Below are 17,233 nucleotides of genomic sequence, written 5' to 3'. Positions count from 1 at the left end.
TTCTTCCTTAAATTTTCATTCATCGTTATAAAATGACCCTTCTTATCAAATTCGAAAGATATTCAATGACAAATACCGTCAGTATGATAGTCATGACAACCAAACTCGCTGCACTATAATTGGAGCTTTTATAATACAAGTCAAAAGAAAAACCAATTCCAGTACCGGTTAAAATTCCAACTAAAGTCGCGCTGCGAATATTCGTTTCAATTTCAAATAATACCCAACTGATCATCTGAGGAAGGCTGGATGGAATGACCGACTGGAAGATGATCGAAAAAAATTGGGCGCCGGTTGCACGCAATGCTTCAACGGAACTATTGCTAACTTCATCGATCGTTTCTATAAATGCTCGCGTTAAAAAACCAAAGGAGGCGAAGAACAAAGCAAAAAATCCGGTAATGGAGCTTTGTCCAAAAGAAAAGAGCAGAATCAATGCCCATGCAGCTACCGGAATATTACGAGAAACAGTTGCAATTCCTCTGCTTATTGCACTTAATAAACCATTCACTTTCGTCGTCTTCGAACCGCATATTGCGAAAAAAGTTGCAAAAATAGCTGCTGTTGTCGTGGAAGCGACTGATATTAAAACTGTTTCTTGTAATTTACTTAAAATATCCGGAAGCTTTTCCATCGCTTTTGCATCAGGAAAAAAATTTGTCACTCCCCACTCTACTGCCTTTGCAACAGAGGCGAGTCCTTTCACAAGCTGAAAATCTGTTATCAACATAGAAAGATACGTTAACACAATCAACAATAAAAAAAATAAGGAGAAGCTTCTTCTTCTTTTTACAAAGATATCTGCTTGCATGATCTTCACCTACATTAAAGAATCAGATTCTTTACTTCAGACCCATAAATATTGCGAACAATATCTTCTGTTATTTGTTTCGGCGAGCCATCGTACACTTTCTTTCCATTATTAATACCGATAATTCGATCAGAGTACTTCAAAGCGACATCGACTTGGTGCAGGTTGACAATACAAGTAATTCCGAGTGTAGAAGAAATATTTTTTAAATGATCCATAATGATTTTGGCTGAGTTCGGATCTAAGGAGGCAATCGGCTCATCACACAATAGCATTCTCGGATTTTGAATTAAGGCTCTGGCAATTCCGACGCGCTGTTTTTGTCCGCCGCTTAGCTGATCACACCGTTTATACACTTGATCCTCCAGCCCCAACAATCCGAGAATATGAACCGCCTGCTTTTTCTCCTCCTCGCTGTATAAACCGAATGCTCCTGCCAAAGTTGACTTATAGCCGAGCCTTCCGTGGAGCACGTTTTCAATTACGCTTAATCTAGTGACAAGATTGTAATGCTGAAAGACCATTCCAATGGTTGCTCTCACTTTTCTTAAGCTTTTTTTGCCAAGCTTTAAAATGTCGACACCATCAAATATGATTTCACCGCTAGACGCTTCGATCATGCGGTTAATACACCGGAGGAGGGTTGATTTCCCCGCCCCCGATGGACCAATGATCGAAACGAATTCCCCTTCTTTTACAGAAAAGTTCATGTCTTGAAGCGCCATTGTATTGCTTCCATAACGTTTTGACACGTTATTTAATGTTAAAATGGCTGTCATCGTTTATCCCTCACCAAATCCTTATTTAGACAATTCTCTGATCGGATCAAACCAAGAATCCTCTACTTCAACGAAACGCTCATTAGCTTTTTTCGTAAACAAACCGCTAAAATCAGAATCCTCCGGCACGAAAATCTTCGTATTGTTGGCTACTTCATCAGAAACAAAAGCTTCCACAAGCTTTTTGCGATCTTCTTCAGATACGGTTTCCGTATTGACAACAAACGGAGCATTCAATACCGGTGTGACTGAAATTAAGACAAATTCCTTTCCAGGCACAGTATGAAACGGCTCAGCAGCATCTTTTTTGACTTTATATACCGCTCCCGGTTTATTTTGCTCACCGTCAACTAATTCAATATAGTTGTTCACACATGTGTCGCAAAATGCTGCTACATCTACTTTTCCAGACAGTAAGTTAACCGCAGACCCTTGATGAGAGCCTCCATATTGCACTTCGCTGAAAAACTTGCCCTCGCCGCCTTCTAATAAGTCGTCAACAGTTAAATCTTTGTACTCTTCCTTTTGGCTAAAGTACGAAACGATTTCGGTCGATGGAACTTTAAAGCCTGATGTGGAGCTGTTAGACACAAATGAAAATTTCTTTCCAGCTATATTATCAATGGAAAACCCGGAGCCGCTTTTGTACTCGTCTTCATCCCCTTTATTTACAGCAAGCCAGCTGTAGTACATGGCATCATCAAGTGTGCCGGATTCACCGCTCGGAACGACGAGAGGAAGCACTTTTTCATTTTTGTCATGAGCCTCTATGTATCCCTGTGCACCCATAAACGCTAAATCAGCATTTCCGTTTGCAATCGCCTCAATGGCAATAATGTAATCAGTTGTCGTCTTATGCTCGACTTTCTTTCCAGTTGCTTCTTCAATCAACTTAGCGATTTCGTCACGTGCCGCTTTCAAATCTTCGCCGGATTCATTCGGGTACCATGCAATTGTAAGCATATCGTCGCCGCTTTTTTGAGCGGAATCGCTTTCTGTTCCTGCTGATGATGAACAACCTGATAAAAAGATGACCAAGATGAAAGCGATGCTCATAAACCTCAACATTTTTTTCATATTCATTACCCCTTTTCCTTTCAAAATAGATTATTTTTCCATTTATAATTGAATATAAAGGATGAATGTAAAGGCATTGTTAATTCATATCGTTGAATTACTAAAGAATTTTTAATGTTTTGTAAAGGGATTTTTTTCAGAATACTTGATGATTTCCCCGTCCAGCATTCGGTATTCTACATCACATAAATTTTGCATGAACAACATATCATGAAAAATTCCCAGCATTGTTGTCCCTTCGCGAACGAGCTGTTCCATCAATACTCTTACTTTTTCCTTCGATTCATCATCTAAACTTGCCGTCGGTTCATCCAATAAAAGTAGTCTCGGACGCTTTACCATTGCTCTAGCGATGTTCAACCGCAGTTTTTCACCTCCGGAAAAAGTAGCAACATAACTATCCCAAAGCTGAGGATCCAGTTCAAAATGCGTCAATATTTTTTCTGTTTCTTCCTCCGCATACTTATCGTTATGCCCCATTTCTAATATCGCTTGTTTGACTATTTCCCTGGCCGTTATACGCGGCAAAGCATTTAAAAACTGCGATACGTATCCGATCTCATGCTTTCGTAAATAAATCATTTCTCTTTCCGTCGCTTCTCGCAAATTGATTAGGCCAAACTTTTTTGAGTTGTACCAGATGTCTCCACTTTCAGGCAAATATGTGCGATAGATGCATTTTAAAATGGTTGATTTACCGCTGCCGCTTTTACCGGTAATACCGACAAATTCTCCTTCTTTTACAACAAAGCTAATCTTGTTAATTGCGCGGATTTCCTTGTTTACACTGTGCAATCGAAATGTTTTGGACAGGCTCTCAACCGTTAAAATGTTTTCCACTGAATTCCCTTCTTCCCTCATACTTATCTAGAAATGTTTCAATATGTTGAGACAAGTCGTCAATTCGTTCTTTCAACGTTTCATACGACCAGTCCCACCACTTGATTCGTTCCAATCGTTTAACCGTTTGCTCATCAAATCGGCGCCTTAGCGGTTTGGCTGGTATTCCAGCAACGATTGTATAAGGCTCTACATCCTTTGTCACAATGGCTCCGCTGCCGACTACTGCACCATTGCCGATTTTTACACCAGGCATGATGATGGCCCCATGACCAATCCATGTGTCATGGCCGATATAGGTGATTTGTGCTTTACGCCATGATAAAAACGTGTCATCGTCATGAGTATCAACTCCATACATTTTTCTCCGATACGTAATATGGTGCAAAGTAGGGCGATTCATCGGGTGAGCGGTAGGACCGATTCGCACCATCGCAGCAATATTGGAAAATTTTCCGACTTCAACATTTTGCAGGATGCAAAACTGTCCTGTATAAGAAAAGTCCCCCATTTTTACATTTTCTAAATAATTGTGAGCCCCTATTTCTGTGTATTCACCTAATTCTGTATGAAACAACTGGCAATGTTCATGGATATAAGGTTTTTTTGACAGTTTTTTCTCGATCATAGAAACTCCCTTTCCATCATCTTTAAATTCTATAATTTGTTTTCAAGATTAAACGGCCGTCCACAAAACAAGACGTGATAACCGGAAAATCTAAGTCTATTTTTTCGATGATGACTATATCCGCTTTTTTTCCTTCCTTAATTGATCCAATTTGATCATCCAGTTTGACAGCTTTGGCCGGGTTAATCGTCACAAGCTTAAACATTTCGACTAGGTCGATATCGCTTTTTTCGCTCATTTTAAAAACAGCATGAAGCAGCGATGGAGGATAATAGTCACTACATAAAATATCGATACACCCGTGTTGAATGGCTTCTTGTGCAGATAAATTTCCGCTGTGGGACCCTCCCAAAAGAACGTTCGGAGCCCCGGCTACCGTCAGCATTCCTTTCTTTTTCGCATTTTTAGCAATTTCCAAGGTGATTGGAAATTCACTGATCGAAGCCCCAAAGCTTTGCACAAGCTCAAGTTTTTCCAACGTGTCATCGTCATGAGAAGCGATAGCAATACCTTTTTGTTGTGCCAGCGTTGCAATTTCCTTTATTCCCTCAAGTGTTAATTTTTCCTTATGCTGATGTTTTGTAATGACTCTATCAATCTCTTCATCACTGAGCTCTTGGTAGCCTTTTATCGTTTTTCTGTAAACCTCTAAATCTCTATATTGTCCTTGACCAGGGGTATGATCCATAAACGAAATTAAGTGCACCTTGCTCTCAGCAATGTACGATTTTAAGTTTTCAACTTCTTCGATGCTGTCAATTTCAAACCGTGCATGGAACCGATGTCGTATTAAATGCTTTGTATGATGAGTTTGGTGGATCATTTCAATAAATTTTCGGACATTTTCCGGCTCACGGATCGGTTTATGTGAAAATTCCGAGCTTTTATAAATAGAAAGTGAGTGAAACATTGTTGTAATCCCATGGGTGATTAATTCTTTTTCCGCTTCGCGAAGACTTAAATGAAAATTCATTAACGATGTCGGTCTTGGTGCTGCCATATGTTCAATATAGTCAGAATGAAGATCGATAAACCCAGGAGCGACATATCCGCCCGCCGCATCGAGTACTTCCATTCCTTCTTTCCAAGCGATTTTCCCTTTGCCATCAATTTTGCTAATTTTATCTCCTTCAATAAGAAGATCGTAACCATCGAGAATGGTTTCTTCCGTTATAATTCTTCCGTTTGTTATGAGATACACGTTTTTTCCTCCATTCTCACAAGTCCAAAAAATTGATCATAATAACGAATGGACGAGCTGCTGTGTATAAGGATGCTGTGGATCTTCCAAAATTTGATCGGTCAACCCTTGCTCGATAATTTTTCCTTCCAGCATGACGAACGTTCTGTCTGCAAGCATTCTGATAACGCCTAAATCATGGGAAACAACGATCATGCTTATCTTCAGTTCCCTCTGTAAATTCCGTATCAAATCTAAAACATTTGCTTGAACGGACAAATCAAGACCGGTCGTTACTTCATCGAGAAGAAGAATCGGCGGATTATTCGACAATGCTTTGGCGATTTGAACTCTTTGCTGCATGCCCCCCGAAAATTTTTGGGGCTCCTCCTTCATCCTAAATAGCGGAATGTTTACCTCCTCAAGCAGCACTTGTCCTCTTAACACCATCTGTCCAACATTCCTGTTCCCTGCCGCAATTAATTTTTCAGCAATATTGCCGATGGAGGAAAAGTTCATGCGCAAGCCGAGAAGCGGATTTTGGTAAACTTTCCCCATCAGATGGTTGCGAATGTACCGTTTTTGTTGGGAGGACTCGTTTAATACGTTTTTTTTTCCATCATGATAAAATCGGATATACACTTCACCGCTTGTGGCCTCTTGATCAAAATATAGCTGTCTCATTAATGTTGATTTACCGCTGCCGCTTTCACCTACAATGCCTAATACTTCACCGGGATAGAGATCAAACGAAATATCACGGCAAGCATATACCGTACCGCAGACAGGGCAAAAGTTTTTCACCAAAACGGCGGAATCCGCCTTTCCGCATTGGCTGCATCCAGGTCCGAATTGTTTGTTTAACTTTTTGACCGATAATACTGGATTGCTTAAATCATCCATGTTGAACACCTCTTGATTCTGATTGCTCATTTAATCTTGATAAACAATAGCTTGTATCATTGCATTGGTAATAGGTTTCACCTGTTTCCTCATTAAACAATTCATCCAAATATACTCCCGTAGCGCCGCACAGTCTGCAATGTTTATCTTCAAAGCTCTCCACTTCAAACGGATAATCGTCAAACGCAAGTGAAACGACTTTCGTGTATGGTGGTACAGCGTATATCTTCTTTTCACGACCGGCTCCAAGCAAAATTAATGCCTTTGAATAGTGCATTTTCGGATTATCAAACCTTGGTATAGGACTCGGCGCCATGACATACCGATTTTCCACCATCACAGGATGATCAAAATCCGAAGCCATATGCCCGTATTTCATGATTTGTTCAAAAAGCATCAGCCATGCGCCGCTGTATTCTTTCTCCGCATGAAGCCTTTTCGTATTATATTCGCTCGGTTCATAATCGCGCAGCGGTTCAGGCAGTGGTACTTGTAATACAAGTATCTGGCCTTCTGTAAGAGGAATTTCTGGAATTCGATGTCTTGATTGAATGATCGTTGCTTCTTGCGTCTCCTCCGTCGTTTTAATGCCCGCCGTTTTCATCACCAATTTTTTAATGTTTACCGCATTAACGGATTCATCAGAGCCTTGGTCGATTACTTTTAAAACATCATCTTTGCCAATGAGAGAAAGGGTTAATTGCAGTCCACCTGTTCCCCAGCCGCGTGCAATCGGCATTTCTCTTGATGCAAATGGAACTTGATAGCCCGGAATGGCAATTGCTTTTAATGTGGCTCTTCGAATTTCCCGTTTGGAACCTTCATCGAAAAAAGCAAAATTATAATGGATTTGCATGAATTCCTCTCCTTTTTACATTTCTTGCTTGCTTTTTGATTTGCGTACAATATCAAGCTTCGATTGGAAAGTGACATAGTGAGGCAGCTTCAAATGTGAAATAAACCCGGTGGATTCAACCGAATCAATATGATAAAGGACAAATTCCTCGTCTCCTGTCGGATAGTCCCTATTTCCTTTCTCCAAACTATTGTCTAAAATTCCCATTGCGATTGCTTTCGTTTCATTTTGACCAAAGCAAAGACCATATCCGATTTCAAACTTAATTTCCTTTTTCCCGTCCCCGATCTCAACTGTTTCCGGAATTAACATTTCGACTTCGGTTGCTTTAATTTCCCCAATATAATAAGCATCGTCTTCTCTATTAAATGAATGAAAAGGGCTATCGATGTAAACCGGCAAATAGCCGACACGCAGTTCACCTACTGTTGGATGAAGACTTCCATATCCGCGAATGACGGCATAAGCTAATGAAGTCACCGCCCCTGTCTGGCCTCTTGTTAAAACTTGGAGACGCTGACTGCGGGTGGAAGGAAACGTCAAGCTTTTTCTCGTTACATCATCAGGCTCTGTATTGTCCATTACACACTCCGAGAACAAACCTTCTTTTCTTAAGTAATCACTTACTTTTGGCAGTTTGCCAAAATGTTTTTCATCCACTTCATCGAGCATTTCCTTCTCATAGGCCGAAAGCCAATTTACTGCATCTTCATCTGTTTCCTCCATGAGGTCAAAGTCGAGCAAACGATGAGTGTAGTCAGTTGTAGCTCCCAAAATTTGGCCGCCTGGTATATCTTTAAAACTAGCTGAAATCCTTCTTTCGATACTCATGTCCTTTGTATTAACTATTTGCGAATAATGCTTGCGCGGTAAAGTGGATCGATATGCACGAAGCAGAAAAACCGCTTCTTCAAGATTGCCTTCAGCATGTTTGATCGCTAGCGCCGCAAGGGTTTCGTCATATAGACTGCTCTCTGACATCACCTGATCAATCAATCCCCGCAGGCCAGCTTCAATTCTGCCAATGTCAAGAACAACTCCTTTTTTTAACCGCTCATATTTCAGCCGTTTAATCGACTCCTCAATGGCAATTGTTCCGCCTTTCACTGCCACATATCCCATCAAAGCTTCCTCCCTTCTGATAAAATTTGCGTCGTCCTTGGCAGACATAAGAGATGATGATTTTTGTCCACAAAAATTAAATCAACCCCCATTGGAAATTCAGCGTTTTGTTGCTGTCGAACTTCCATCCAATTCCCATTTACTGAAACATTTACATAATTTGCTTCTTCAATGCCCGGACCTGTTAATTTGAAATCGCATCCATCCGTAACAGCATCTGCCTCAACAATAATGGTTGCTGAATCATGGGGATCGATGAGACTGCCGGTTTTTACTCGCTGTAATATTTGCCCAAGTTCATCTTCAGCTTTGTCATAAAGTACAAAAACGAAATCAGCGCGTTCTGCTGCATCAGCTTTTGCATAGGTTAGTTGGTTTATCCAGCGAGTTGTCTCTTCTTCCTTCTCGGAAACTACCTTAAAGGTCACTTCAGTATCTAGAAGCATTGCAGCCAGAACAAGTGTCGAGGGAAAACAGCCAGCCTCAAGATCTACTTTGGCCGCCTCATCTTTTAAGTTTGTTATCAATCCGGGCCTAGACATGGAATCAACAACTTTTCGATATGCACGTTGAATATCGTGAATAAAATTTAATTTCATTCAACCTCTGCTCCTTTTAAACATCCATCGTTTCAAAATTTACTTTTGTCTTCAAAATTTTCATGAAGGAGTTCTTTCTTTGCTCATGAATTGCTGCTTCCTCCTTCAACAAAACTTCATTCCATCGTTCCGTTTCTGGCAATTGTGCATTGTAAGCTGCATCGACCACAGCCAAATGGTATGCTAATTCCGGCTCATGTCCTTTTAATATGCCGATGCCGATATACCCGTTAATTTCCACTTTACATTCTGTTACAAAAACTTCTCCTAAGTAGAACAAACTGTTCTTTGCCGTTTCCCGAACTTTTACCATTACTAAACCGTTGTTCGGCTTTTCAATCGTTTTTACCTCATACTTAGCTAAAATTTGTTGTGCCAATGTGGCAGCAACGTTCTTATTTCCGTTGATTAAAATTTCTGTTCTTCGCCTTCTTTCCATTTCCGCCCCTCCATCATGATTTTTTGCTTCCGTTGATTTAAGCATATCTTGTTGCCAAGTGGAAAAAATTTAAAAAAAAGTAAATTCTATTAATTTTTTGCAAACGCATTTTTAAGAAAATGTTAATGAGCACAAAAAAAAAAGAGAGATTCCTTGAATGAATCTCTCTGCTGCTTTCAATCCAAAATCGAAAGCATATAAAAACAAGCAGAGAAAAACGCATGTTTTCCTCTACTTGTTGGATTTTAGGGACTTATCGGACATACCCGAAAGCAAAAGTTTTTTATATAACAAAGTTAAAGCAATCACTCCGATAAAAAATTTCTGTATGTTCAAGCACCGTTCCGGTTTTTTTATCGATACATCCTGTCTCCAACACTAAAAGCGGAATTAAGCTCGTGCATTCAAGAATTTCCCATAAGAATTTAGTCGGAAATAAAACCTTTAACACGCTTGACTTCGATTCAAATTCAGTGAAGCCTTTCTTTTGATAATAATCAAACATGGACGTGATTTCCTTGCCGTACAAATCAATATCATCAAATACGGATTTCGCCACGTAGGAAATATGCAAGGCAATTGGTCGATTATTGACAATGCGCAGCCTGCCTATTTTAAATATTCGATCCGTTTCCTCAGCACCGAGAGAATGAAAGATTGCTTTATTATAGCCGATTTCTTCGCAAAAAATGTTTTTCGATCGGAAATGGTGCCCAAGTCTAATCATTTTCCTGCTGAAGCTTTCATCCCCGGAAAGAACAAGCGGAATCTGCATTTGCCGATCTTTTACATAGCTGCCCTTTCCTTGTCTTGAATAAATATATCCCATCTCCTGAAGCCTTTCGTATACTTTGCGGATTGTCATTCGCGGAACGTTAAAATAGTCAGCAAGCTCATTTTCGGATGGTAATTTATCATTGGCCCCATACCTGCCAGAATGAATATCTGATATGATTTTATCAATGATCTCCATTTCTTCTGCCATCTGCATTCTACCCCGCTTTGAAATTGACCTGCTATTTTTTCACACGGCAGTTCAAAAACTGCGCTTTGAAAAATATTTTTTGCTACACTTTCTATTGGTTACATTCAGTATAGTTTAAGTAACTGGAACTGTCCAAGCCCATTTTATAGTCTATAGAGGATCCAACTGCTAATTTGCTTTAGATGCTGATAAATAAAGTTTTGCTGCATTATATTAATCTAATTTGCGAAGATGCTTGCTAATCGACGGCTGACTTATGTCAAACACTTCAAGAAGCTTGCAAACGCAATGTGTAAAACCCTCCTGGAAAGCATTAAGAACGTTTCAATCGAGTTGAAATACGTTCCTTCCATCCATGTTCCATAAAATTCCTTTCTGTTTCTTGTGTAGAGCCGGATCAGTTTTGGAAAATATGAATCAAAAAATACTAAAATTTTCAAGCTCTTTACTAAACCCATTCTATTTAACCCTTATCGGTAAAGGTATTGATCAGTTTTCATCATTTTATTCCACAACTTATCACTATTCTTGAAACAACTTTACTTGATAGTTTTTTATTTCGTTCACCTATTCATATCCTGTATGATCAACGAATAATTCTATTAGCGAAGAAGCAAAAACTTAAAATAGTTTTTATAAAATATAGTGTTAAAAAATTCTGAATTGTTGTATTATTATTTTAACAGCTAGCAAAAAAAGACAACAATATTCCCAAAATGACACACTTTTTTCTGTAAAAATCAAGAAGGAGGAATCAAAATGGGGGAAGCTGGGAAAGGAGCGGTTATGGAGACGTCCATTGATCACTTGTTGGTTGAAAAGCTTTCAGATCCGCGAACGATGGAGCAGCTAATCCACTTGCTTGATAAGCTGGAGAATGTAACGTTCCTTTTGGATATGCTGGAAAATTTTCTTCAACGCGGACCGGAATTTGCTGATTCGATCAATGAACTTGTCGTTCTTTTGCGACAAGGCATATCTAGACCAGAATATGTTACGCGTTTTGAGAATGCTTTAACCGCGTTGCATAAAATGCAAGAATTCCTCGATTCTCCGCAAATCCAAGAGCTGTTCAAGTCCGATGTTTTGGACGTGCGCTCGGTGCAAGTAATTGGAAAGGTGTCGCGTTCATTGTATCAAGCCTCTAAAGAAGCAGCGGAAACGGGAACGAAACGTGTGGGAATTATTGGTCTGATGCGGACATTAAGCGATCCGGAAGTACAGCCTGCACTTAATTTCGTCCTTAATTTTGCACGAAACTTATCGAAGGAGATCAGCGATGCATGAGTTGTCTATTGCCCAAAGCTTAGTTGAATTGGCGGCAGAAGCGGCGGAAAATTCGGGAATAAAGAAAGTTAAAGCGCTGTTTTTAAAGCTTGGAGTATTATCAGGTGTCGTAAAAGAAGCCTTAGAATTTTCTTTTGATGTGGTTGTTCAGGGAACTTCGTTGGAAGGGGCTAAACTTATTATTGAAGATGTCCCCGTGACCATTTTCTGTCCCAACTGCCAAGAAGAACGGATTTTGCCTGAACCGCTTCCTATGCGCTGTCCTACGTGCGGCACAAAAACTGGCCAAGTCCTTGCGGGAAGAGAGATGGAATTGTACGCATTGGAAGGTGGAGAAGAAAATGCATGATTTGACCTTAAATCCTCGAATTGTTGAAATTCGCCAGAATGTTTTGAAGAAAAATGATCTCCTTGCTAGAGAATTAAGAAAGCGGTTTCAAAATGTGGGCGTTTATGTCGTCAATCTCGTTTCCAGTCCTGGAGCGGGAAAAACGACGCTGCTTACAGAAGTGCTTACCCGCCTTGGCAAACGCTATCGAACAGCCGCTTTAGTTGGCGATTTAGCAACTGAAAACGACGCGGACCGCTTGCGGCAAAGTGGAGCAAAAGTGCGTCAAATTACTACTGGCACAGTTTGCCATCTGGAAGCGGAAATGATTGAGCGAACGTTGCAAGATTGGGAGTTGGAAACATTTGATTTCCTTTTTATCGAAAATGTTGGAAATCTCGTCTGTCCCGCAAGTTATGACTTGGGAGAAAACCAGCGTGTAGTTCTTTTTTCCGTGACAGAGGGCGAGGATAAACCGGTAAAATATCCGACTATTGTCAACAGTGCTGATACGGCGATTATCACAAAAATTGATTTAGCGGAAGCGGTAGATTTTCAGCGAAAACGATTTTATGAAGCATTGAATGAGGTGCGCCCAGGCATTCGCATTCACGAAGTTTCTGCTCGCACAGGAGAAGGAATTGACGAATGGATTTCACAGCTGGAAGCGGATAAATCAGCATTTATTCATTCGTCCGGCTCTCTATAAGCAAAATTTTAGATGAATAGAACGCTGCGAAAGACTATGATTTTGAGTCGTTTGGTTGAAATAGAAAACGATTTGAATCAAGCCGACAAGTCGCCAAACACCAGTGAGACATCTAAACAGGAGAGCGTCTATACGAAGATGTATTTTAAAATATCAGAACCTTCTGACTTTCGTTGCGCAAAGGTATTGAAATTGAAAAATCTTGCCCAAAACTTTTTGGAGGTGGAGAAAATGGTGAATCTCCTTTGGATGCACGGCGGTGCGTGCAATGGAAACACTCAATCATTTTTAAATGCGGAAGAGCCAACGGTCATTGATTTAGTAACCGATTTTGGCATTAACATTTTGTATCACCATTCTTTGTCGATGGAGTTCGGTGAGCAAGTTCGCCGCCTTTATGAGCAAATTCTCAATGACGAAATCCCACTGGATATCTTGGTGGTAGAAGGGACAATTATTCAGGGACCTGACGGAACAGGGCACTATGATATGCTTATGGACCGTCCGAAAAAAAACTGGATTTGGGATTTCGCCCATAAAGCGCAATACGTTGTCGCAATCGGTGATTGTGCGTGCTGGGGTGGAATTCCGGCGACAAAACCGAATCCGTCTGAATCGATTGGTCTTCAATATATGAAAGAAGAACGCGGGGGATTTCTTGGTACACAGTTCCGTTCGAAAGGTGGACTCCCAGTCATTAACATTCCTGGTTGTCCGGCTCATCCCGACTGGGTGACGCAAATTCTTGTAGCCATTGCTACTGGCCGTTTGGAAGATGTTGTTTTAGACGATCTTCAACGTCCGCAAACGTTCTTTAAAACGTTTACCCAAACGGGCTGTACGCGTGTGCAGTATTTCGAGTGGAAAGAGCCGGTGGAAGAGTTCGGACAAGGTACGCGAAAAGGATGTCTCTTTTATGAGCAAGGCTGTCGAGGTCCAATGACTCATTCGCCATGCAACCGCATTCTTTGGAACCGTCAATCTTCCAAAACTCGGGCAGGAATGCCTTGTATTGGCTGTACGGAGCCTCAGTTCCCGTTCTTTGACCTAGCACCTGGAACAGTTTTTAAAACGCAAAAAGTTCTCGGCTCAATTCCAAAAGAAGTACCACAAGGCACCGATCCGCTCAGCTACTCTGTGAATGCGGCATTGGCACGTGCTGTGGCGCCGAAATGGGCGAAAGAAGATATGTTTGTTCCGTGATATTAACGAAATTCGGATTTTTGTCATCAAGATGAAGTGGAATCAGATATGAGTGAAGCACCAATAAACCGTTTGTGATGTTACTTAACGGAAAAAGTGACATCTCCACAAAGACGTGAAGCTTGTTCCGTGATCATTAACAAAATTCGCAACTTTTGTCATCAGGATGAAGTGGAACCGGATATGAGCGAAGCACCAATAAACCGTTTGTGATCTTACTTAACGGAAAAAGTGACTATCTACACAAAGACGTGAAGCTTTCCGTGATCATTAACGAAAATCACGACTTTTGTCATCAGCATCTAGTGGGAACCGGATATGAGCGAAGCACCAATAAGCCGTTTGTTGATGTTGCTTAACGGAAAAAGTGACATCTCCACAAAGACGTGAAGCTTGTTCCGTGATATTAACGAAATTCGCAACTTTTGTCATCAGGATGAAGTGGAACCGGATATGAGCGAAGCACCAATAAACCGTTTGTGATCTTACTTAACGGAAAAAGTGACTATCTACACAAAGACGTGAAGCTTTCCGTGATCATTAACGAAAATCACGACTTTTGTCATCAGCATCTAGTGGGAACCGGATATGAGCGAAGCACCAATAAGCCGTTTGTTGATGTTGCTTAACGGAAAAAGTGACATCTCCACAAAGACGTGAAGCTTGTTCCGTGATATTAACGAAATTCGCAACTTTTGTCATCAAGATGAAGTGGAACCGGATATGAGTGAAGCACGAATAAGCCGTTTGTTGATGTTGCTTAACGGTAAAAGTGACCGTCTCGTCTACACAAAGGCATGAAGAAAGTTATTTTGTATGTTTGAAATCGGCGATTTCCATTTACTGCGATTCGGATATCTTTTAATGGAAACCATTTTAGAAACGAGGTGCCTAAAGAACATGAAAAAGCAAGAGGCTATTGTAAAAACAAACAAACTGGAAATTAAAGTACATTCCCTCGGTCGTGTAGAAGGAGATTTGGATGTAAAAGTAGCCATTGATGATGGCGTTGTTGTAGATGCTTGGACGGAAGCAACGATGTTCCGCGGTTTCGAGATGATTTTAAAAGGAAAAGATCCGCAGGCCGGTTTGATTGTTACTCCTCGGATCTGCGGCATTTGCGGCGGCAGCCATCTAACGAAAGCAGTTTATGCGCTCGATACGGCTTGGGGGACGGAAGTACCGCCGAATGCTACGCTCATCCGCAATATTGCTCAAGCGGCGGAAACGATTCAAAGCATTCCGCGTTGGTTTTATGCTTTGTTCGCAATTGGTTTAACTCATCGACATTACGCTTCTTCTAAGCTGTACGATGAAGTGGTTCGCCGTTGGGCTCCTTTTGAGGGAGAGCATTATGAGATTGGCGTCACTGTTTCAGCTAAGCCGGTGGAAATTTACGCGATCTTTGGCGGACAATGGCCGCATTCCAGCTTCATGGTTCCGGGAGGCGTTGTCAGCTCGCCGACATTGTCCGATATTACTCGCTCTATCTCGATTTTGGAATATTATCGGGAAAACTGGCTGGAGAAAGTTCTTCTTGGCTGTTCCGCTGAACGCTGGCTGGAAAACAAGACTTGGGACGATGTTCTTGCATGGCTGGATGAGAAGCCGGAGCATCGCAATTCTGATCTTGGCTTATTCATTCGCTATAGCATGGAAATCGGATTGGACAAATACGGAGCGGGGCCGGGCCGCTATTTAGCCACTGGAAGCTTTTTTAACCCGCAGCAATACCGCTATCCGACGATTGAAGGACGCAACGCAGCGCTGGTTTCCCGTTCGGGAATATTTGATGGGGAAAATTTCCATGATTTTGATCAAGCACGGATACGCGAGGATCATACCCATTCTTTCTATCGCGGCAGCGGTTCTTACCACCCATTTGAAGGAGTAACCGATCCGGTGGATCCAATCGAAGGGCAAAAAGAAGGAAAATATACGTTTGCTAAAGCACCGCGGTATGATATTCCAGGCATCGGAGAAACTCCTCTGGAGGTAGGTCCGTTGGCCCGCCAAGTAATTGCTGGCCGCTCTGGTGCTGAGGAGTGGCAAGATTATGATCCTCTCTTTTTGAACTTGATTAAAGAAATCGGGCCAAGTTCGATGGTGCGTGTGTTGGCTCGCCTTCACGAAGCCGCGAAATATTATTTGCGCATGAAGAAGTGGTTGAAGCAAATCGATTTAAACGAAAAATTTTACATCAAGCCGAAAGAATTGCCTGAAGGACGCGGATTCGGAGCTACGGAAGCAGCCCGCGGCGCTTTGGCTGACTGGATTCAAATTAAAGATGGAAAAATTGAAAATTATCAAGTCGTCACTCCGACAGCATGGAACATTGGACCGCGTGATCGTCACGGTCAGCGCGGACCTATCGAAACAGCGATGATCGGCGTACCTATTAAGAATCCTGAAGATCCGGTCGAATTGGCTCATATTGCCCAAAGCTATGATTCATGCCTTGTTTGCACCGTTCATGCTTATGATGCCAAGTCGCATAAAGAGTTAGCCAAATATAAAGTGATAAATATATGCTGATATCTCTAATATGCAACTTTAAGTGACGTGTTTTTCTGCAGTGCAAGCATATCAGCAGACATTTCATATACAACTGTAAAACTAATAGTCGAGTAAAACAGACAAAGAATGGTAATGGGAACGGTACGCCTGCAGAAGGAGGAATTTTGTATGAACGTTATGATTATTGGATGTGGCAATTTGCTGCGAAGTGATGATGGGGCGGGACCCATGTTGATCCGCAAATTGTGGGAACATGGGGTCCCACCGGGAGTCCGTTTGGCTGATGGCGGAACTGCTGGCATGGATGTAGCTTTTCAAATCGGGGATGCAGAGGAACTGATTCTAGTAGATGCCTGTAAATCAGGAGATGAACCGGGCACGATTTTTGAAATTCCAGGTGAAGAGGTGGAAACTCCTCCGCTAAAAGATGTTAATCTTCACGATTTCCGCTGGGATCATGCGATTGCCTTAGGCCGATGGCTTTTAAAAAGCCGCTTCCCGAAGAAAGTGACCGTTTTCCTGATCGAAGCCGAAAACATATCGTACGGATTTGGATTGTCTCCAACGGTGGACAATGCCTTAGATCGTTTAGCGGATGAGCTGCTTCATCGCTTAGGAGGGAAAAAAAGTGAAGCTTGAACTGACACCAACTGGCTATCTTCATATTCCCGCCGAAGAAACGGTGCGGTTCCCTACAGGAACAGCCATCGTTTTAATACGTGACGAAGAACTGTGGGTGATGCCGGTAAGTCATTTGGGAGCGGGCGGATTACTGTTAAAACTGCGCAATTCTCGTGGAGATCGAAGCATGTTTGTCCAAGAAATTTTGCCTGAAGGTGTGCAGCCGGGAATTCGTGACGCTGTATGGGATGAACGATATGGAGCGCTTCGCATGCCACTTTTTTGTTCCTGTGCGATGTCGGAGAAGTAAAAGTATATAAGCCGCTTCATCCCTTGACTTGAATGGTCA

General features: G+C 41.6%; 19 protein-coding genes and 1 pseudogene. 7 read left to right on the top strand and 13 right to left on the bottom strand.

Annotated elements, in window-relative coordinates; all coding sequences use genetic code 11:
- Positions 1-25: 25 nt before the first annotated feature.
- From NSQ71_RS02470 to NSQ71_RS18465, 13 genes and pseudogenes are all read right to left on the bottom strand, one after another.
- On the bottom strand, positions 26-811 hold the full coding sequence (locus tag NSQ71_RS02470) for a PhnE/PtxC family ABC transporter permease (RefSeq protein ID WP_340732697.1): 786 nt from the start codon (positions 809-811) through the stop codon (positions 26-28).
- Between the two features lie 14 nt (positions 812-825).
- Complete coding sequence (gene phnC / locus NSQ71_RS02465; RefSeq protein WP_340732696.1) at positions 826-1,590, bottom strand: phosphonate ABC transporter ATP-binding protein; 765 nt, start codon at positions 1,588-1,590, stop codon at positions 826-828.
- Positions 1,591-1,611: 21 nt separating this feature from the next.
- The gene (phnD, locus tag NSQ71_RS02460) at positions 1,612-2,667 is read right to left on the bottom strand and encodes a phosphate/phosphite/phosphonate ABC transporter substrate-binding protein (protein WP_340732694.1); all 1,056 of its coding nucleotides are present in this window, start codon (positions 2,665-2,667) and stop codon (positions 1,612-1,614) included.
- A gap of 111 nt (positions 2,668-2,778) precedes the next feature.
- On the bottom strand, positions 2,779-3,507 hold the full coding sequence (locus NSQ71_RS02455) for a phosphonate C-P lyase system protein PhnL (RefSeq protein WP_063387911.1): 729 nt from the start codon (positions 3,505-3,507) through the stop codon (positions 2,779-2,781).
- Entirely contained in the window at positions 3,485-4,135 is a 651-nt protein-coding gene (locus NSQ71_RS02450) for a DapH/DapD/GlmU-related protein (protein WP_063387912.1), read from the bottom strand. Before NSQ71_RS02450 ends, NSQ71_RS02455 begins: the two co-directional genes overlap by 23 nt.
- 22 nt (positions 4,136-4,157) lie before the next feature.
- On the bottom strand, positions 4,158-5,336 hold the full coding sequence (gene phnM / locus NSQ71_RS02445; protein WP_340732691.1) for a phosphonate metabolism protein PhnM: 1,179 nt from the start codon (positions 5,334-5,336) through the stop codon (positions 4,158-4,160).
- A gap of 36 nt (positions 5,337-5,372) precedes the next feature.
- Positions 5,373-6,218 (bottom strand): ATP-binding cassette domain-containing protein, encoded by an 846-nt coding sequence (locus NSQ71_RS02440; RefSeq protein ID WP_063387914.1) that lies wholly within the window; start codon positions 6,216-6,218, stop codon positions 5,373-5,375.
- A complete protein-coding gene (locus NSQ71_RS02435) occupies positions 6,211-7,074 on the bottom strand; it encodes an alpha-D-ribose 1-methylphosphonate 5-phosphate C-P-lyase PhnJ (protein WP_063387915.1) in 864 nt (287 codons plus the stop codon). Before NSQ71_RS02435 ends, NSQ71_RS02440 begins: the two co-directional genes overlap by 8 nt.
- Positions 7,075-7,089: 15 nt before the next feature.
- The gene (locus NSQ71_RS02430) at positions 7,090-8,196 is read right to left on the bottom strand and encodes a carbon-phosphorus lyase complex subunit PhnI (RefSeq protein WP_063387916.1); all 1,107 of its coding nucleotides are present in this window, start codon (positions 8,194-8,196) and stop codon (positions 7,090-7,092) included.
- The gene (gene phnH, locus NSQ71_RS02425) at positions 8,196-8,795 is read right to left on the bottom strand and encodes a phosphonate C-P lyase system protein PhnH (RefSeq protein WP_340732686.1); all 600 of its coding nucleotides are present in this window, start codon (positions 8,793-8,795) and stop codon (positions 8,196-8,198) included. Before phnH ends, NSQ71_RS02430 begins: the two co-directional genes overlap by 1 nt.
- Positions 8,796-8,811: 16 nt before the next feature.
- Positions 8,812-9,234 (bottom strand): phosphonate C-P lyase system protein PhnG, encoded by a 423-nt coding sequence (phnG, locus tag NSQ71_RS02420; protein WP_340732683.1) that lies wholly within the window; start codon positions 9,232-9,234, stop codon positions 8,812-8,814.
- 283 nt (positions 9,235-9,517) lie between these two features.
- Positions 9,518-10,219, bottom strand: coding sequence for a GntR family transcriptional regulator (locus tag NSQ71_RS02415; RefSeq protein ID WP_340732681.1), 702 nt, complete (start codon positions 10,217-10,219; stop codon positions 9,518-9,520).
- A 213-nt stretch (positions 10,220-10,432) separates the two neighbouring features.
- Positions 10,433-10,528 (bottom strand): annotated as a pseudogene (locus tag NSQ71_RS18465) (ArsR family transcriptional regulator); the annotation flags it as partial.
- A 450-nt stretch (positions 10,529-10,978) separates the two neighbouring features.
- On the opposite strand from NSQ71_RS18465, the gene NSQ71_RS02405 reads away from it, so the two are divergent.
- From NSQ71_RS02405 to NSQ71_RS02375, 7 genes are all read left to right on the top strand, one after another.
- Positions 10,979-11,506, top strand: a complete 528-nt coding sequence (locus NSQ71_RS02405) for a DUF1641 domain-containing protein (protein WP_339198563.1) — start codon at positions 10,979-10,981, stop codon at positions 11,504-11,506.
- Positions 11,499-11,855, top strand: coding sequence for a hydrogenase maturation nickel metallochaperone HypA (gene hypA, locus NSQ71_RS02400; protein WP_063387609.1), 357 nt, complete (start codon positions 11,499-11,501; stop codon positions 11,853-11,855). Before NSQ71_RS02405 ends, hypA begins: the two co-directional genes overlap by 8 nt.
- Positions 11,848-12,543, top strand: coding sequence for a hydrogenase nickel incorporation protein HypB (gene hypB, locus NSQ71_RS02395; RefSeq protein WP_063387610.1), 696 nt, complete (start codon positions 11,848-11,850; stop codon positions 12,541-12,543). Before hypA ends, hypB begins: the two co-directional genes overlap by 8 nt.
- 138 nt (positions 12,544-12,681) lie before the next feature.
- Entirely contained in the window at positions 12,682-13,746 is a 1,065-nt protein-coding gene (locus NSQ71_RS02390; protein ID WP_340732678.1) for a hydrogenase small subunit, read from the top strand.
- A gap of 900 nt (positions 13,747-14,646) precedes the next feature.
- Positions 14,647-16,281: a nickel-dependent hydrogenase large subunit gene (locus tag NSQ71_RS02385; protein ID WP_066248150.1), complete on the top strand. Its 1,635-nt coding sequence runs from the start codon at positions 14,647-14,649 to the stop codon at positions 16,279-16,281.
- 150 nt (positions 16,282-16,431) lie between these two features.
- Positions 16,432-16,902 carry a hydrogenase maturation protease gene (locus tag NSQ71_RS02380; protein WP_339198560.1) on the top strand — a complete coding sequence of 157 codons (471 nt, stop codon included), beginning with the start codon at positions 16,432-16,434 and terminating at the stop codon, positions 16,900-16,902.
- Positions 16,892-17,194 carry a hypothetical protein gene (locus NSQ71_RS02375; RefSeq protein WP_063387613.1) on the top strand — a complete coding sequence of 101 codons (303 nt, stop codon included), beginning with the start codon at positions 16,892-16,894 and terminating at the stop codon, positions 17,192-17,194. The genes NSQ71_RS02380 and NSQ71_RS02375 overlap by 11 nt, the downstream gene beginning before the upstream one ends.
- The last annotated feature ends 39 nt before the right edge of the window (positions 17,195-17,233 follow it).

The organism is Aeribacillus sp. FSL M8-0235 (genome assembly GCF_038000355.1).
GTDB lineage: Bacteria > Bacillota > Bacilli > Bacillales > Aeribacillaceae > Aeribacillus > Aeribacillus composti.
Note: the sequence above shows the minus strand (reverse complement) of the source record. Positions and strands in the feature narration are given on the sequence as shown.

Excerpts from the sequence above, each read along its gene's own strand:
- NSQ71_RS02470 (WP_340732697.1), bottom strand. The coding sequence starts at position 811 with ATGCAAGCAGATATCTTTGTAAAAAGAAGAAGAAGCTTCTCCTTATTT.
- phnC (WP_340732696.1), bottom strand. The coding sequence starts at position 1,590 with ATGACAGCCATTTTAACATTAAATAACGTGTCAAAACGTTATGGAAGC.
- phnD (WP_340732694.1), bottom strand. The coding sequence starts at position 2,667 with ATGAAAAAAATGTTGAGGTTTATGAGCATCGCTTTCATCTTGGTCATC.
- NSQ71_RS02450 (WP_063387912.1), bottom strand. The coding sequence starts at position 4,135 with ATGATCGAGAAAAAACTGTCAAAAAAACCTTATATCCATGAACATTGC.
- NSQ71_RS02440 (WP_063387914.1), bottom strand. The coding sequence starts at position 6,218 with ATGGATGATTTAAGCAATCCAGTATTATCGGTCAAAAAGTTAAACAAA.
- NSQ71_RS02435 (WP_063387915.1), bottom strand. The coding sequence starts at position 7,074 with ATGCAAATCCATTATAATTTTGCTTTTTTCGATGAAGGTTCCAAACGG.
- NSQ71_RS02430 (WP_063387916.1), bottom strand. The coding sequence starts at position 8,196 with ATGGGATATGTGGCAGTGAAAGGCGGAACAATTGCCATTGAGGAGTCG.
- phnH (WP_340732686.1), bottom strand. The coding sequence starts at position 8,795 with ATGAAATTAAATTTTATTCACGATATTCAACGTGCATATCGAAAAGTT.
- phnG (WP_340732683.1), bottom strand. The coding sequence starts at position 9,234 with ATGGAAAGAAGGCGAAGAACAGAAATTTTAATCAACGGAAATAAGAAC.
- NSQ71_RS02415 (WP_340732681.1), bottom strand. The coding sequence starts at position 10,219 with ATGGCAGAAGAAATGGAGATCATTGATAAAATCATATCAGATATTCAT.
- NSQ71_RS02405 (WP_339198563.1), top strand. The coding sequence starts at position 10,979 with ATGGGGGAAGCTGGGAAAGGAGCGGTTATGGAGACGTCCATTGATCAC.
- hypA (WP_063387609.1), top strand. The coding sequence starts at position 11,499 with ATGCATGAGTTGTCTATTGCCCAAAGCTTAGTTGAATTGGCGGCAGAA.
- hypB (WP_063387610.1), top strand. The coding sequence starts at position 11,848 with ATGCATGATTTGACCTTAAATCCTCGAATTGTTGAAATTCGCCAGAAT.
- NSQ71_RS02390 (WP_340732678.1), top strand. The coding sequence starts at position 12,682 with ATGTATTTTAAAATATCAGAACCTTCTGACTTTCGTTGCGCAAAGGTA.
- NSQ71_RS02385 (WP_066248150.1), top strand. The coding sequence starts at position 14,647 with ATGAAAAAGCAAGAGGCTATTGTAAAAACAAACAAACTGGAAATTAAA.
- NSQ71_RS02380 (WP_339198560.1), top strand. The coding sequence starts at position 16,432 with ATGAACGTTATGATTATTGGATGTGGCAATTTGCTGCGAAGTGATGAT.